We start from the raw sequence: 15,954 nt of genomic DNA on the forward strand, positions 1-15,954 counted from the left end.
GAGATCCAATCCGATGAAGATCCGCTTCGCCCTGACGCTGATGGCGCTGCTCCCGATCCTGGTCGCCTGCAAGGCCCAGGACGGCTCCTCCGACACCGCGCCGGCCACCACCACCACCGCGCCTGCTGCCGCGCCGGCCGCCACCACGCCAGTGGCCGACCCGGCGGCCCCGCCGGCTGTCGGCGAAAGCGCCACCACCCCGCCGCCAGCCGCACCCAGCGCCGCCCCGCGCGCGCCCAACGGCCCGGAGCCGGTCGCCGGCACCGACTATGTGGACATCCAGGGTGGCCAGCCGTACCAGCAGGCGGCGGGCAAGATCGAAGTGGCCGAGATCTTCGGCTACGTCTGCCCGGCCTGCAACGCGTTCCAGCCACTGATCGGGCCGTGGAAGGCCGGCCTGCCGTCGGACGTGCAGTTCGTCTACGTGCCGGCGCTGTTCGGCGGCCCCTGGGACGACTATGCCCGCGCGTTCTATGCCGCCGAGACCATGGGCGTGCAGGAAAAGACCCACGAGGCGCTGTATAAGGCCATCCATGTCGACCAGACCCTCAAGGGCGAGCGCGGCAGGGATTCGGTGCAGGACATCGCCGCGTTCTACGCCAAGTACGGCGTGGACCAGAAGACCTTCATCGACACCATGGGCAGCTTCGGCGTCTCGGCCAAGACCAACCGCGCCAAGCAGTTCGCCACCCGCAGCACCATCACCGGCACGCCGTCGCTGGTTGTCAACGGCAAGTATCTGGTCAAGGGCAAGAGCTTCCCGGACATGCTGCGCATCGCCGACCACCTGATCGCGCGCGAGCGCGCTACGTTGGCCAAGTGAGCCGAGCGTTCGCCGCGTCGTGAACGCTCCGGATTCGCGCACCCTGCGGGTGCTGACCGCCAATATCCAGGCCGGCTCCAGCACCCGCCGCTACAGCGACTACGTGACCCGCAGCTGGTCGCACGCCTTGCCGCTGGGCAGCAAGCGCACCAGCCTGGACAGCATCGCCAAGCTGGCGGGCGAGCGCGACATCGTCGGCTTGCAGGAAGCCGATCCGGGCAGCCTGCGCTCGGGCTTCACCAACCAGACCCATTACCTGGCAGAGCGCGCCGGCTTCCACTATTGGAGCCATCAGCCCAACCGCCGCATGGGCGGGGTGGCCTCCAGCGCGAACGGCCTGCTGAGCAAGCTGGAACCGCTGGACGTGCAGGACCATGCCCTGCCCGGCCGCATCGGCGGGCGCGGCATCCTGCTGGCCAAGTTCGGAAAGGGCCGCGATGGCCTGGCCGTGGCGGTGGCACACCTGTCGCTGGGCGCCAATTCGCGCATGGCGCAGCTGGCCTTCATCGCCGAACTGTTGTCCGAGCATCCCAACGTGATGTTGATGGGCGACTTCAACTGCGTGGCCGACCGGCCGGAAATGCAGGCCCTGTACCGCCACACCCGCTTGCAGCCACCGGGCTGCGTGGTGCACACCTTTCCCAGCTGGCGGCCGGATCGCGCCATCGACCACATCCTGGTCAGCGACAGCCTGGTGATCGAACATACCGAAGCCATCCCCGCCGCCTTTTCCGATCACCTGGCGGTCGGCATGGATGTGCGCGTTCCGCTGCAGCTGTTGCGCTAGCGCACGCAAATTGCCGACCCCATCGCATCGGCGAACTCGACCGATGACACCCCCTCGACACCGCCTGTGCGATAACGCAGGCGGTTTTTTGTTGGGAGCACATCCCGTGACACGCAGCGTATGAGTGCGTCGGCATGAGTGCAGTTGAACCGACGCGGTTGCCAGTGCGCACGCTGCGGCCGGTGTTCCTGCTGGCGGCAACGGTGGTCTGCACCTTCGCGTTGCTGGTGGCGTTGTTCCCGCTCGAAGCCGGCAGTGTGCTGCTGCATGCGCAGACCTGGGCCTCGCGCAACGTGGGCTGGTACTACCTGCTGGCGATGACGCTGTACCTGGTCTTCGTGCTCGGCACTGCCCTGTCCAGCTACGGCAACATCAAGCTGGGCGCCGATCACGACGAACCGGAATTCAGCTACCTCTCCTGGGCCGGCATGCTGTTCGCCGCCGGCATCAGCATCACGCTGTTCTTCTTCTGCGTCTCCGAACCGCTGACCCATTACCTGCAACCACCGCAGGGCGGCACCGGCAATGGCGAGGCGTCCGCGCGCCAGGCGATGCAACTGTTGTTCCTGCATTGGGGGCTGCATGGCTGGGGCGTATTCGCGCTGGCGGCGATGGCGCTGGCGTACTTCGCGTTCCGGCATAACCTGCCGCTGGCCCTGCGCTCAGCGCTGTATCCGTTGATCGGCAAGCGCATCAACGGCCCCATTGGCTACACCGTGGATGCGCTGGGCATCGTGGCGACCGTGTTCGGCCTGGGCGCGGACATGGGCTTTGGCGTGCTGCACCTCAACGCCGGGCTGAGCAGCTTGATCGAGATCCCGCATGCACACTGGGTGCAGGTGGCCTTGATCGTGGCGATGATGGGCGCGGCGATCGTGGTGGCGGTCTCGGGCGTTGAAAAAGGCGTGCGCTGGATGTCGGACATCAACATGCTGCTGGCGATCGCGCTGCTGTTGTTCATGCTGTTCGCCGGCCCCACCCAGTACCTGCTCAACGCCCTGATGCAGAACCTGGGCGACTATCTGGGTAGCGTGGTCGGCAAGAGCTTCGATGTCTACGCCTACGGCGGACGCGCCGATTGGCTCGGCAACTGGACAGTGTTCTATTGGGCCTGGTGGATCGGCTGGGCACCGTTCGTGGGCCTGTTCATCGCACGTATCTCACGCGGGCGCACCATCCGCGAATTCGTGCTGGGCGTGCTGCTGATCCCGCTGGGCTTCACCTTGGCGTGGCTGTCGATCTTCGGCAACAGCGCATTGGACCAGCTGCTGCATCATGGCCAGGCGGCCTGGGCGCAGCAGGCCATCGACGCACCACAGACGGTGCTGTATTCGCTGCTGCAGAGCTACCCGTGGAGCCGCGCCGTCATCACCGTGACGGTGGCGATCAGCTTCGTGTTTTTCGTCACCTCTGCCGACTCCGGCACGGTAGTGCTGTCCACGTTGTCGTCGCATGGCGGTGAACCGCACGACGACGGCCCGCGCTGGCTGCGCGTGTTCTGGGGCGTGCTCACCGCCGTGGTCACCGCCGGCCTGCTGCTGGCCGGCAGCATGGACGCACTCAAGTCGGCGGTGGTGCTGGCCTCGTTGCCGTTTTCTGCAGTGCTGCTGCTGATGGCCTGGGGATTGTCGCGCGCGCTCGGCGAAGAATCGCAGCGCAAGCGCGCCCAGCTGCATAGTCCCAGCCCGTTGATCGGGCAATCGCGTCATCACGGCGGCTGGCGGCAGCGGCTGGGCCAGGCGATGCACTTCCCGGCGCGCGATGAGGTCTATCGCTTCATGCACGACCAGGTGCGCCCGGCCATCGATGCGGTGACCGCCCAGCTGCAGGAAGAAGGCTGGAAGGTCAGCAGCCGGCTGGACGATGGCGACATGGAAATCAGTGTCGATCACGGCGAGCAGCAAGGCTTCCGCTACCAAGTGGTGATGCGCGGCTATCTCACCCCGTCCTTCGCCGCGCAGCGCTTCCGCAATCAGCGCTACTACCGCGCCGAGGTGTATCTGTACGAAGGCAGCCAGGACTACGACCTGGTTGGCTACAGCCGCGAACAGATCATCAACGACATCATCGATCAATACGAGCGTCACCTGCAGTTCCTGCACCTCACGCGCTGAAGGTGCATGGCTGCAGCGTGCGTCCCACAGGAGGTTTGTCATGCCACGTTTTCCCGACCAGCTGCTCTACATCGGCGGCCGCTACGTTCCCGCCCGCGGCGGCCATACCTTCGAGGTAGTCAATCCGGCGACCGGCGAGGTACTGGCCAACGTGCACAATGCTGGTGCCGAGGATCTGGATGCGGCGGTCGACAGCGCCAAGGCGGGCCAGCGGCAATGGGCCGCACTGACCACGGTGGAACGCTCGCGCATCCTGCTGCGTGCAGTGGCGCTATTGCGCGAACGCAACGATGCCCTGGCCGAACTGGAAACGCTCAACACCGGCAAGCCACTGAGCGAAACCCGCAGCGTGGACGTGGTGACCGGCGCCGATGTGCTGGAGTACTACGCCGGCGTCGCGCAGGCATTGCAGGGCGTGCAGGTGCCACTGCGCGAAGGCAGCTTCTTCTATACCCGGCATGAGCCGCTGGGCGTGGTCGGTGCGATCGGCGCGTGGAACTACCCGATCCAGATTGCGTTGTGGAAGGCGGCGCCGGCACTGGCTGCCGGCAATGCGATGATCTTCAAGCCCAGCGAGGTGACGCCGCTCACCGCGCTCAAACTGGCCGAACTGTTCACCGAAGCCGGCCTGCCCGATGGCGTGTTCAACGTACTGCCCGGCGACGGCGCCAGCGTGGGCACCGCGCTCACCGAACATCCGCAGATCGAGAAGATCAGCTTTACCGGCGGCACCGCCACCGGGCGCAAGGTGATGGCCAGTGCGTCCAGCTCGTCGCTGAAGGACGTCACCATGGAACTGGGCGGCAAGTCGCCGTTGATCGTCTGCACCGATGCGGATCTGGACCTGGCTGCCGACATCGCAATGATGGCCAACTTCTACAGCTCCGGGCAGGTGTGTACCAACGGCACCCGCGTCTTCGTGCCGCGCGCGCTGCGCTGCGCGTTCGAAGCGCGCCTGCTGGCGCGTGTGCAGCGCATCCATATCGGCGACCCGCTCGATGCGCGCACGACCTTCGGCCCCTTGGTCAGCGCCGCGCACATGCAGCGCGTGCTGGACTACATCGAACAGGGCAAGGCCGAAGGGGCACGCCTGCTATGCGGTGGGCAGCGACTACGCGACGGCGCACTGGCACAGGGCTATTACGTGGCGCCGACCATCTTCAGCGATTGCATGGATGCGATGGCCATCGTGCGCGAGGAGATCTTCGGACCGGTGTTGAGCCTGCTCACCTACGACGACGAGGACGAAGCGGTGACGCGTGCCAATGCCACCACCTATGGCCTGGCAGCTGGCGTGGTCACGCCGGATCTGGCGCGTGCGCACCGGCTGATCCATCGCCTGGAAGCGGGTATCTGCTGGATCAACACCTGGGGCGAATCGCCCGCGCAAATGCCGGTGGGCGGCTACAAGCAATCGGGCGTCGGCCGCGAAAACGGCCTGGCCACCTTGCAGGCCTACACGCGCACCAAATCGGTCCAGGTCGAACTGGAACGCTACGCATCGGTGTTTTGATCGCGGCTGACCCGTGTTGCAGTCGTTTCTCGACTGCCTCACGCAGACCACACGCAGCGCGTGGCCACGCCGTGTCCACGTCCATCCCGACACTGCGCCGCGCCCTGGCCGCCGCTGCACTGCACAAGCATCAGGAGATCACCATGCAACGCGAATACGACTACATCATCATCGGCGCCGGATCGGCCGGCAACGTGCTGGCGGCACGCTTGACCGAAGATCCGGGTGTCACCGTGCTGCTGCTCGAGGCGGGTGGACCGGACTACCGGCTGGATTTCCGGACCCAGATGCCAGCCGCGCTGGCGTTCCCGCTGCAGGGCCGCCGCTATAACTGGGCCTATGAAACCGAGCCGGAACCGCATATGGATCACCGCCGGATGGAGTGTGGGCGTGGCAAGGGCCTGGGCGGTTCGTCGCTCATCAACGGCATGTGCTACATCCGCGGCAACGCGCTGGATTTCGATCACTGGGCCAAACGGCCGGGCCTGGAGGACTGGAGCTACCGCGATGTCCTGCCCTATTTCCGCAAGGCCGAGACGCGCGACATCGGTGCCAACGACTATCACGGCGGCGACGGCCCGGTGAGCGTGGCCACGCCGCACAACGACAACAACGTGCTGTTCCATGCCATGGTCGAGGCAGGCGTACAGGCGGGCTACCCGCGCACCGACGATCTCAATGGCTACCAGCAGGAAGGCTTCGGGCCGATGGACCGCACGGTGACACCGCGCGGGCGACGCGCCAGCACTGCGCGCGGTTACCTGGACATCGCCCGCCCGCGCGATGGCCTGCACATCGTCACCCATGCCACCACCGACCGCATCCTGTTTGCCGGCAAGCGGGCGATTGGCGTGCATTATCTGGTGGGCAACAACAGCCAGGGGATCGATGCGCATGCGCGCCGCGAAGTGCTGGTGTGTGCGGGTGCCATCGCCTCGCCGCAGCTGTTGCAGCGCTCCGGTGTGGGCGCGCCGGAGTTGCTGCGCGCATTGGATGTGCAACTGGTGCACGACTTGCCCGGCGTTGGCCAGAACCTGCAGGATCACCTGGAGGTGTATATCCAGTACGCCTGTACCAAGCCGGTGTCGCTGTATCCGGCACTGCAATGGTGGAACCAGCCGGCGATCGGCGCGCAGTGGCTGTTCGCCGGCACCGGCACCGGCGCCAGCAACCAGTTCGAAGCCGGTGGTTTCATCCGCACGCGCGATGAGTTCGACTGGCCCAACATCCAGTACCACTTCCTGCCGGTGGCGATCAACTACAACGGCAGCAACGCGGTGAAGGAGCATGGCTTCCAGGCACACGTCGGCTCGATGCGTACGCCCAGCCGCGGGCGCGTGCATGCCAAATCGCGCGATCCGCGCCAGCATCCATCCATCCTGTTCAACTATCAATCCACCGATCAGGACTGGCAGGAATTTCGCGATGCCATCCGCATCACGCGCGAGATCATCGCCCAGCCCGCGCTCGATGCATATCGCGGCCGCGAGATCAGTCCCAGCGCCGATTGCAAGACCGACGCCGAGCTGGACGCATTCGTGCGGTCGCGTGCAGAAACCGCGTATCACCCATCGTGCTCGTGTGCGATGGGCACCGACGACATGGCCGTGGTGGATGGACAAGGCCGCGTGCATGGCATGGAAGGCTTGCGTGTCATCGACGCCTCGATCATGCCGCGCATCATCACCGGCAACCTCAACGCCACCACCATCATGATCGCCGAGAAGATCGCCGACCGCATGCGCGGGCGCACGCCCTTGCCGCGTAGCACGGCTGATTACTACATCGCCGGCGATGCACCGGTGCGCCGATGACGATCGGCCACGCGTAAGGGCCGCGGATGCGCAACGCACCAAGGTGTCGCGCATCACGCCGTAGCCCATCAAAGGCGCTGCGCCAACGTTGCAAGATGCGCGTTGCCAGTGCGTGCCAACTCCGGTGTTGTGCCGCACGATGGCGCCAGTGGCGCGGCGCCACATCCCACACGCGTGGGCTATGCTGCGCGCATGAACTCGGACATACACCCGGAAGCCGCCATCGCGCCCGGCTATCTGGCAAACCACGCCGCGCGCGTCTTCAACCGCAGTGTCGACGCACGGCTGCGAGAACATGGGCTGACACTTGCGCTGATCGGGCCGTTGCTGTTGCTGTCGTGGAAAGGCCCCATGCTGCAGCGGGACCTGGTGCGCGACTCCGCCGTGAAGCAGCCTGCAATGGCCGCACTGCTGGACAAGCTCGAAGCGATGGGCCTGATTGCGCGCCAGGCGATGTCCAGCGATAAACGTGCCGCCACGGTTCGGCTGACCGATGCAGGCAAAGAGGCTGCCGCCACCGGGCGCACCGCGCTGCTTCACTTCAATGCCGTTGGCGTCTCGGGATTTTCCAGCGAAGAAGCCGGGCTGCTGACCGTGTTGCTTGGCCGCCTGATCGCCAACCTGGAATCCGCTGCAGAGCAATAGAATCACGCATGATATTTATGTATCATGCGTGATGTACATTTACTGCAGGAGCGGCAGCATGTCCCGTCGGATTCTCATCAGCGGCGCCAGCGTCGCCGGGACCACTGCGGCCTGGTGGCTTGACGCCCACGGGGTGGAGGTCGAGGTGGTCGAACGCGCGCCGGAATTTCGCGATGGCGGCCAGAACGTCGACGTCCGCGGCAATGCCCGCGAGGTGCTGCGCCGCATGGGCCTGGAAGCGCGTGCATTCGAACGCAGCACCAAGGAGCTCGGTACCGATTGGGTCAGCGAAGACAATCGGGTCATTGCGCGCTTCAAGGCTGCCGAGTCCGAGACCGACAGCGGGCCCACTGCCGACCTGGAGATCCGTCGTGGCGACCTTGCGCGCATCCTGTACGACGCCACCCGCAAGCGCGTGCCCTATCGCTTCGGCGACAGCATTTGCAACGTCGCCCAGGACCAGGACGGCGTCGACATCAACTTCCACAGCGGCCGCTGCGCACGCTACGACGCTGTCGTGGTTGCCGAAGGCGTGGGTGCGCACACGCGTGAGCTAGTGTTTCCCGGCGCGAACGTGCCGTACTGGATGGACATGACCATCGCGTATTTCAGCATCCCCCGACGCGCGCACGACAGTGCCTATGCCAGGCAATACAACACGGTGGGCGGGCGCGGCGCGACGTTGAAACCCGCGCTGGACGGCAAGCTGGGCGCCTATCTGGGCCTGCAGAAGCGGCCCGAAGGCGAGAACACATGGAGCCTGGAGCGGCAACGGCGCTATATGCAAGCGCAATTTGCCAACGACGGCTGGGAATTCCCGCGCATTCTCGACGCGATGAAGGATGTCGACGATTTTTACTTCGAGGTGCTGCGGCAGGTCCGCATGCCGCGATGGTCGGCAGGCCGGGTGGTGGTGACCGGCGACGCCGCGTGGTGCCCCACATCGCTGTCGGGTATCGGCACGACGCTGGCGATGGTCGGCAGCTATGTACTGGCAGGCGAACTTGCGCAGGCCAGCACACCGACGCAAGCGTTTGCGCACTACGAACGGATCATGCGCCCGTTCGTCAAAGAGGGGCAGAACGTTCCCAAGATCGTCCCTCGCCTGCTCTGGCCGCATACCACGGTCGGGCTGGCGCTGTTGCGCAGTGCGATGCGCCTGGCAGGTACACCGTTTGTCCGACGCCTCATCAACAACCGTTTTGCGCGCGATTCCAACAGCATCGCCTTGCCAGACTATCGGCCGGGAGAGCTGCGCTGAAACCGTCGTCGTCACTGGCTCGCGTGCAGGCACCGCGCCGGTGATGCGCAGGCAACCGGCACCTGCGCATTGCCCGTCATGACCAGGTGCAATGCGACCAAAACACCTCCAGCGCACCGCGATTACCCAATCAGCCTGCGTGGTTCTCACTGAAGAACCACGCAGCGTCCGGCTGCCCTAGAACTTCAGGTCCGCCCGCACATACCAGAAGCGTCCACCCGGAATATCGTAGGTGGAGGCGTCATAGCCATTGAGTGAGCATGACAGGCAGATCGGCGGGTCCTTGTCGAACACGTTGTTCAAGCCGGCGGTGAGTTGCAGGCCCTTGAGCCAATCGACGCGATAGCCCACCTGTGCGTCGTGATACGTGATCGCATCCAGTTGGTTGGTGCCTTCGGTCGGGTTGCCACAGACCGCAAATTCGACCGCATCGCCGCACTGCTCGGTGAGTTTGGAGATGTGGCGCGCCGTCCACGAGGCCGTCCAGTTGCCCAGCGACCAGTCCAGCACCGCATTGCTGGTCCACTCGGGGATGGCACTGTCGACCACCTCGATGCCCGGCCCTTGCGGTTGCCGCTGCCCGGCCGCGCCCAGCGCCTCGTAACGGCCCACGAAGGTGTTCTGCCACGACAGCTTGAAGCGGCCGAGCGCACTTTCCGGCAGCGTCCAGAACAGGTCCACGTCCCACCCGTCGGTCTTGATCGAACCCAGGTTGGTCAGGCGGTTGTTGAAGGCATTGATGCCGCCGGTGGAGGCGCGCCCGATGCCATTGCAGTACAACGCATCCAATGTATCCACGCACAGATCCAGCTGCGTCTGCGCATTGATCGCCTGGATCGCGCCATCCACATGGTGGCGATAGAAGGTCACTTCCATGTCGAGCCGATCCGACCAGCTGGCATTGCTGGCAAAGCCCGGGCTGAAGACCATGCCGGCACTGAAGCTGCGCGAACGCTCCGGGTCCAGTTGCTCGTTGCCACCGGTGGTGACGGAGATCTGCTGGTTCGCCTGCTGGTAGCCGCCCGGTACGCCCAGTGCGGCGCAATTGGCGGCACTGCCGCGCGGCGCGGTACCACCCAGGCCGATCGAGCAGGGATCGGACAATTGCAGGTCGGCGCGCGCGGCCGAACCGAACAGCTCGCCGATGGTCGGTGCGCGGAAGCCCTCGGCATAGCTGGTGCGTAACACCAGTTCGTCGGTCACCTGCCAACGCAGGCCGTATTTGGGCGTGAACTCGCCGCCGAAGGTGGAGTAATCCGAATAGCGGCCAGCGATATTCAGATCGAGTTTGTCGCCCAGCGAGGAGTTGGCGAAGATCGGGATATTGAGTTCGAGATAGGCCTCGTTGACGTCATAGCTGCCGGCGGTCGGCAACGACGGGACGCCGTTGTAGCGGCCGGCCACGGTGAGCGGATCGGGCTGATACGAGCCTTCATACTTGCGATATTCATAGCCGGTGGCGAACGACACCGCGCCACCAGGCAGTTGGAACAGCTCGCTGCTGAGGTTGGCGGTGAACAGGCTCAACTCGTTCTGGCTGCGGTCGCGCACCACCGGCTGGATCCAGCGCAGCATGTCCGGAGTGATGCTGCCCGCGCCGCTGAAGATATCCAGCGGCACGCAACCGGCCACCGCCGCGCAGGCGGCCGGGTCGCCCAGCGCCAGATTGATATTGAACAGGTTGTAGCTGCCATAGTTGGTCTGTTCGGCCTTGTTCTTGCTGTACATGCCGTTGACGTCCCAATACCAGGTCCGCGCATCGCCTTCGAAAATGCCCACCAGCCCGGTACCGACATACTGCGTATCCACTTGCTGCTCGTACCGGCGCGGCCCACCTTCCACCGGGCGCCGGCCGATCTGGATCAGGTTGGTGGCCGAGTCCAGGTCGAAGCCGAATGGATTGAACGGGTTACGCCCCGAAATCACGATAGTGTCGGCCAGCGGATTGCCGGTGCCGGCATCCGGGCCGAGGAAGATCGGCTCCGGCGCGGCCTGGTTGGTCGATTCGCGCCGGTTGCCCAAGGCCTTGACGTACCACTGCACGTCGTCGCTGACGTCATACCGGAATTGTGCGAACACGCCCTTGCGCTCGGACGGGGTGAGCAGCAGATTCTGTTCGGCAAAGTTGTAGCGGTCTGCGGTACCAAAGCAGTGGTAATCGTCGCTGCGCGTGCAGCCGGCGCTGCCATCGTAACGCGGCGTGCCCACGCCCGCGTTCGGGGTGAGATTCTGGCGTGCGCCGGTATTGGGGTCGAAAAACTGGAAGCGTCCATCCGGGGTGGCCGAGCTACCGAAGGTCAGCCCGGTGCCGGGAATCGGGAAGCGCGACTGCGCGCGATCGCGGGCGTAGATCGGCTCCTGTTTCACGTAGCTGGCGCCCAGGAACAGGCTGAAATTCTCGCCACTGGTGCCCCAGGCCAGATCCATGCCCTGGTTGGTGCCGTCGCCCTTGCCGTACTGGCCGTAGTTCAGCGTGACCTGCGCGCCGTCGAATTTGCGCCGGGTGATGATATTGACCACACCGGCAATCGCATCGGACCCGTACAACGACGAGGCGCCGTCTTCGAGCACCTCGATGCGTTCGACGATGGCCAGTGGAATGGTGTTGAGGTCGGTCGAGGAACCCACGCCAGAGGCGGAGGATTCATTGACCCAGCGGATGCCATCGACCAGCACCAGCACCCGCTTGGCGCCGAGATGGCGCAGATCCACCTGCGCCGAGCCCGCGCCCACGCCGCTACCGTCGGGCGGGAAGCCGAAGTTGCCGGACGAGTTGAACTTGGCGTTGAGTGCAGAACCGGAGGCGGTGAGTTCCTGCAGCACCTCGCCGATCGAGGTGAGGCCGGTACGTTCGATGTCGGCGCGATTGAGCGTCTGGATCGGCACCTGGCCTTGCAGCTCTGCAGTCTTGATTCGGGTACCGGTGACCTGCACGCTGTCGAGCGTGCGCGTGGCGGGAGCGGCGTCGGGCTGTTGCGCCCAGGCGAGTGTGGGAATCAGGCACAACGAAAACTGCACGGCCAGGCATGACCGTGATGGACGGATCAGACGCTTCATCCTTTCTCTCTCCAGAAGGATTCTTCAAAGTGCCCGCACGCCCCCGTGCCCTGCGGTCCGTCCCGAGTTTTAAACGAAAGCTTAACGCGCTGCAATCTGGCAGTGCAGCACTGCGATCGGCGTCGCACTGAGGGCTCCCGCCTGGCAACGCCTGAGGCGCGCGCATCACCGGTTGGCCACCGCGCGGGCGTTGCGCATCGTTGCAACACGCCCGCGCCATGGCGCAGCGCATGTTCACCCAAGCGCTCAGCCCTGCTTCGGTATCATCACGCGATGACTTCTTTCCCGCGTTTCGCCACTCTCCTCGCTGGCCTGCTGTGGCTTGGCAGCACTGCGCTGCACGCGCAAAGCCTCGATCCACAGTTGACTGCCATGCGCGATGCGATCGCCGCTGCCGAGCGCGGCCAGTCCGACCCCGCCCAGCTCACCGCGTTGAGCCGCCATCCGCTATACGGCTGGCTGGAATTGGCCACGCTCAAGCGCAGTATCGACACGGTGTCCAACGCGCAGGCGCAAGGATTTCTGCAGCGCTATGCCGGCCAGGCGGTGGCCGAAAGCTTCCGTAGCAGCTGGCTGCCGGCAGTGGCGCGTCGGCAGGACTGGACTACCCTGCTGGCCAATTGGAAGCCCACCGAGAACCTTGGCCTGCGGTGCGCGCAGCTCAGCGCACGCCAGGCCACCGGCAAGCTGGATGCGCAGTGGAGCCGCGATGCACTCGCGCTGTGGCGCAACGGCAAGGCACTGCCTGATGCGTGCGACCCAGTGGTTGCCACACTGGAAGCGCGCGGCGATCTGACACCAGCACTGCGCTGGGAACGGGTGGAAGCGGCCGCCGATGCGCAGCTGCCTGCGGTGATGCGTGCTGCGGCGCGCGGCTTGCCGGCGGCTGATCTGGCACTGGCAACCGATTACGCGGCCTTTCTCGACAAGGTCCACCCGCGTGCACTGGATTGGCCCAAGACCGAGCGCAGCCGCCGCATTGCGGCCGATGGCCTGGCCAAGCTCGCCAAGAGCGACCCGGATGCGGCCGAACAACAGCTGCCGCAACTGGCCAGCGCACTCGGCTTCAACGATACGCAGCGTGGACAGGTGCTATACCAGATCGCGCTATGGACGGTGGCCTCGTACCTGCCGGATTCGGCACGCCGGCTCGACGCAGTGCCCGACGCCGACTACGACGAACGCCTGCACGAATGGCGCGCGCGCGAAGCGATGGCGCGCGGCGATTGGCCGGCGGCGCTGGCGGCAATCCGCAAGATGCCGGCAAGCCAACGGGCCGATTCGCGCTGGCAGTATTTCGAAGCGCGCCTGGCCGAAAAGACCGGCTCGGCAGAAGCCGCGCAAGCGCTGTATCGCGCCGCCGCACAATCGCCTACCTTCCACGGTTTTCTGGCTGCCGACCGCCTGCAACAGCCCTACCGGATCTGCCCGTGGGAACCCAAGGACAGTCCACAGGCCAAGGCGGCGGTAGCGCGCGACCCGGCATTGGGCCGCGCGATTGCCCTGTTCCAGATCGATCGCCCCGGCTGGGCGGTGGCCGAATGGAACGATGCCGCCAGCCGCTTCGACGATACCCAGCGCCGGCTTGCCGTGGAGGTCGCCAGTGACAATGGCTGGTTCGACCGCGCGGTGTTTGCGCTCGGCAAGCAGCCGGACGAACAGCGCCTGTATACGCTGCGCTTTCCGCTGCACCACGACGACAGCATTCGCCGTGAGGCCGCCAAGAATGCGATCGACCCGGCCTGGGTGGCTGCGGAGATCCGCGCCGAAAGCATCTTCAACCCACGCGCGCGTTCGCCGGCCAATGCCATGGGCCTGATGCAGGTATTGCCCGGCACCGGCGCGGCCGTGGCCAAGGGCATCGCCCTGCCCGGCTATGCGGGTGCCACCAGCCTGTACGAGCCGGACACCAACATCGCCATCGGCACGGCCTACCTGCGTCAGTTGCTCAACACCTATGGGCTGCCCTATCTCACCATCGCCGCCTACAACGCCGGCCCTGGCCCGACCGGCCGCTGGCAATCGCAGCGGCCGAACTTCGAGCCGGATTTCTGGATCGAAACCATCAGCTACAAGGAAACCCGCGACTATGTCGCGCGTGTGCTGGCCTTCAGCGTGATCTACGACTGGCGGCTCAATGGCGACGTGCTGCCGCTAAGCGACCGGCTGATGGGCAAGCTGGTGGACAAGCGCAACCGTCCGGTGTGCGCGCCAGGCCAGGCTGCCAACAACGCTGCGCAGGACTGAGCCTCGGTCAGACGCAACGAGCATGGCCGCCTGATACACCGGTCGTGCTTGTGCGCTTGCGCGATGCCTCTGTGATACGCGTCTGTCGGTACTCTGAAAGACCCGGGGCGTTGAGGCCAGGAACCAGGCGTGTTGCGTCGCTTCGTGCACTCGAAGGCTTGGGCGTGGAGGGCGCGGTGCCCTCACCGCTTGCGGAACACGCCGTGAATCCGTCCCTGGAGGCTCCGTGGCAGCATCCATGCCGCCAAGGGTCCCGCAACCGGCGAGGACACCGCACCAGACTGTTGGTCGGTAGTCGTGTGAAACGCGGCGGGTGGTGCACACACAGCGGCTGCTGGCGCGTTGGGCCGGCACATTCGCCAACAAGCGCATGTGGCGTCTCGCCTGGCGCACCGCATCGGGCATCATGTGTCCATGAAGATCTATCTGGTGGGCGGCGCTGTCCGCGATTCCCTGCTCGGCCAGCCGGCCGGCGACCGCGATTGGGTGGTGGTCGGTGCCGATCAGGCGCAGATGCAGGCCCAGGGATTCAAGCCGGTTGGCAAGGATTTCCCGGTCTTCCTGCACCCACGCAGCGGCGAGGAGTACGCGCTGGCACGCACCGAGCGCAAATCGGGCCGGGGCTACCGCGGCTTCGTGGTGGATGCCGACCCGTCGGTGACGCTGGAAGAAGATCTGCTGCGGCGTGACTTCACCATCAATGCGATTGCCCGCGACGACGACAGTGGCGAACTGGTAGACCCGTATGGCGGTGCGCGCGATCTGCAGGCGCGCGTGCTGCGGCACGTTGGCCCGGCCTTCGTCGAAGACCCCGTGCGCGTGCTACGTGCGGCGCGTTTCATGGCGCGATTGGCGCCGTTGGGGTTCACGCTCGCACCGGAAACGGCAACGCTGATGCGCCAGATGGCGGCCAGCGGCGAGCTGGACAGCCTGGTGCCCGAACGCGTCTGGCAGGAGCTGCGCCGTGCGCTGGGCTGTGCCCGGCCATCGGCCTTCTTGCGCACCCTGCACGACACCGATGCGCTGCGCAGCATCCTGCCCGAAATCGATGCGCTGTACGGCGTACCGCAACGCGCCGATTTTCATCCGGAAGTGGACACCGGCATCCACCAGGAAATGGTCAGCGACATGGCCGCGCGGCTGGCGCCGGGTGATGCGCTGATCGGCTTTGCCGCGCTCACCCATGATCTGGGCAAGGCGTTGACGCCACCGGAGCAATGGCCCCGCCACCTGATGCATGAACAGCGCGGCGTGGCGCCGCTGCAGGCGCTGTGCGAACGGCTCAAGATTCCGCAGGACTATCGCCAGTTGGCCGTCACCGCCTGTCGCGAACATCTCAACGTGCATCGCCTGCCCGAACTGCGCAACAGCACCGTGCACGCGCTGCTGGTGCGTTGCGACGGCTTCCGTCGGCCGGAGCGCATCGCGCAGCTGGCGCTGGTGTGCGAAGCCGACAAACGTGGGCGGCTGGGCAGCGCAGACGCCGCGTACCCGCAAGGCGAACAGCTCAAGCGCCTGCACGCCGCTGCGCTGGCCATCCATGCACGCGACCTGGCCGCCGAAGGTCTGCAAGGCCCGCAGATCGGCGAGGCCTTGGCGAAAGCCCGCATTGCCGCGATTGCGGCCGTGCGTGCTGGCGACGATCCAGGCACTCACGAGGGCACTACGCAACGGGCTTGAGCAGTCCGCCGTA

The 15,954-nt window shown here is 65.7% G+C and carries 10 protein-coding genes; 9 read left to right on the forward strand and 1 reads right to left on the reverse strand.

Translation table 11 applies throughout. The features are described 5' to 3' along the window. The first annotated feature begins 13 nt into the window (after nt 1–13). From XcuCFBP2542_RS04395 to XcuCFBP2542_RS04425, 7 genes are all read left to right on the forward strand, one after another. Nucleotides 14–823: a thiol:disulfide interchange protein DsbA/DsbL gene (locus XcuCFBP2542_RS04395; RefSeq protein WP_104602403.1), complete on the forward strand. Its 810-nt coding sequence runs from the start codon at nt 14–16 to the stop codon at nt 821–823. Nucleotides 824–872: 49 nt separating this feature from the next. After that, entirely contained in the window at nt 873–1,610 is a 738-nt protein-coding gene (locus tag XcuCFBP2542_RS04400) for an endonuclease/exonuclease/phosphatase family protein (RefSeq protein WP_104602493.1), read from the forward strand. Nucleotides 1,611–1,744: 134 nt separating this feature from the next. Continuing rightward, the gene (gene betT, locus XcuCFBP2542_RS04405) at nt 1,745–3,724 is read left to right on the forward strand and encodes a choline BCCT transporter BetT (protein ID WP_104602404.1); all 1,980 of its coding nucleotides are present in this window, start codon (nt 1,745–1,747) and stop codon (nt 3,722–3,724) included. Between the two features lie 40 nt (nt 3,725–3,764). Further along, nucleotides 3,765–5,237 (forward strand): betaine-aldehyde dehydrogenase, encoded by a 1,473-nt coding sequence (gene betB / locus XcuCFBP2542_RS04410; RefSeq protein WP_104602405.1) that lies wholly within the window; start codon nt 3,765–3,767, stop codon nt 5,235–5,237. A 143-nt stretch (nt 5,238–5,380) separates the two neighbouring features. Next, nucleotides 5,381–7,051: a choline dehydrogenase gene (gene betA, locus XcuCFBP2542_RS04415; protein WP_104602494.1), complete on the forward strand. Its 1,671-nt coding sequence runs from the start codon at nt 5,381–5,383 to the stop codon at nt 7,049–7,051. A 192-nt stretch (nt 7,052–7,243) separates the two neighbouring features. Then, the gene (locus XcuCFBP2542_RS04420) at nt 7,244–7,696 is read left to right on the forward strand and encodes a MarR family winged helix-turn-helix transcriptional regulator (RefSeq protein ID WP_104602495.1); all 453 of its coding nucleotides are present in this window, start codon (nt 7,244–7,246) and stop codon (nt 7,694–7,696) included. A 58-nt stretch (nt 7,697–7,754) separates the two neighbouring features. Then, nucleotides 7,755–8,957 (forward strand): FAD-dependent monooxygenase, encoded by a 1,203-nt coding sequence (locus XcuCFBP2542_RS04425; RefSeq protein WP_104602496.1) that lies wholly within the window; start codon nt 7,755–7,757, stop codon nt 8,955–8,957. Nucleotides 8,958–9,134: 177 nt separating this feature from the next. Here the strand turns inward: XcuCFBP2542_RS04425 and XcuCFBP2542_RS04430 are convergent, their stop codons facing one another. Then, a complete protein-coding gene (locus XcuCFBP2542_RS04430; RefSeq protein ID WP_104602406.1) occupies nt 9,135–12,014 on the reverse strand; it encodes a TonB-dependent receptor in 2,880 nt (959 codons plus the stop codon). A gap of 273 nt (nt 12,015–12,287) precedes the next feature. Between XcuCFBP2542_RS04430 and XcuCFBP2542_RS04435 the strand changes: the two genes are divergently transcribed. Together XcuCFBP2542_RS04435 and XcuCFBP2542_RS04440 are read left to right on the forward strand one after the other, a co-directional pair. Further along, on the forward strand, nt 12,288–14,261 hold the full coding sequence (locus XcuCFBP2542_RS04435) for a transglycosylase SLT domain-containing protein (RefSeq protein WP_104602407.1): 1,974 nt from the start codon (nt 12,288–12,290) through the stop codon (nt 14,259–14,261). Nucleotides 14,262–14,675: 414 nt separating this feature from the next. Beyond that, the gene (locus XcuCFBP2542_RS04440; RefSeq protein ID WP_104602408.1) at nt 14,676–15,941 is read left to right on the forward strand and encodes a multifunctional CCA addition/repair protein; all 1,266 of its coding nucleotides are present in this window, start codon (nt 14,676–14,678) and stop codon (nt 15,939–15,941) included. Nucleotides 15,942–15,954: the final 13 nt, after the last annotated feature.

The organism is Xanthomonas cucurbitae (assembly GCF_002939885.1).
In the GTDB taxonomy this organism is placed as follows: Bacteria; Pseudomonadota; Gammaproteobacteria; order Xanthomonadales; family Xanthomonadaceae; genus Xanthomonas; species Xanthomonas cucurbitae.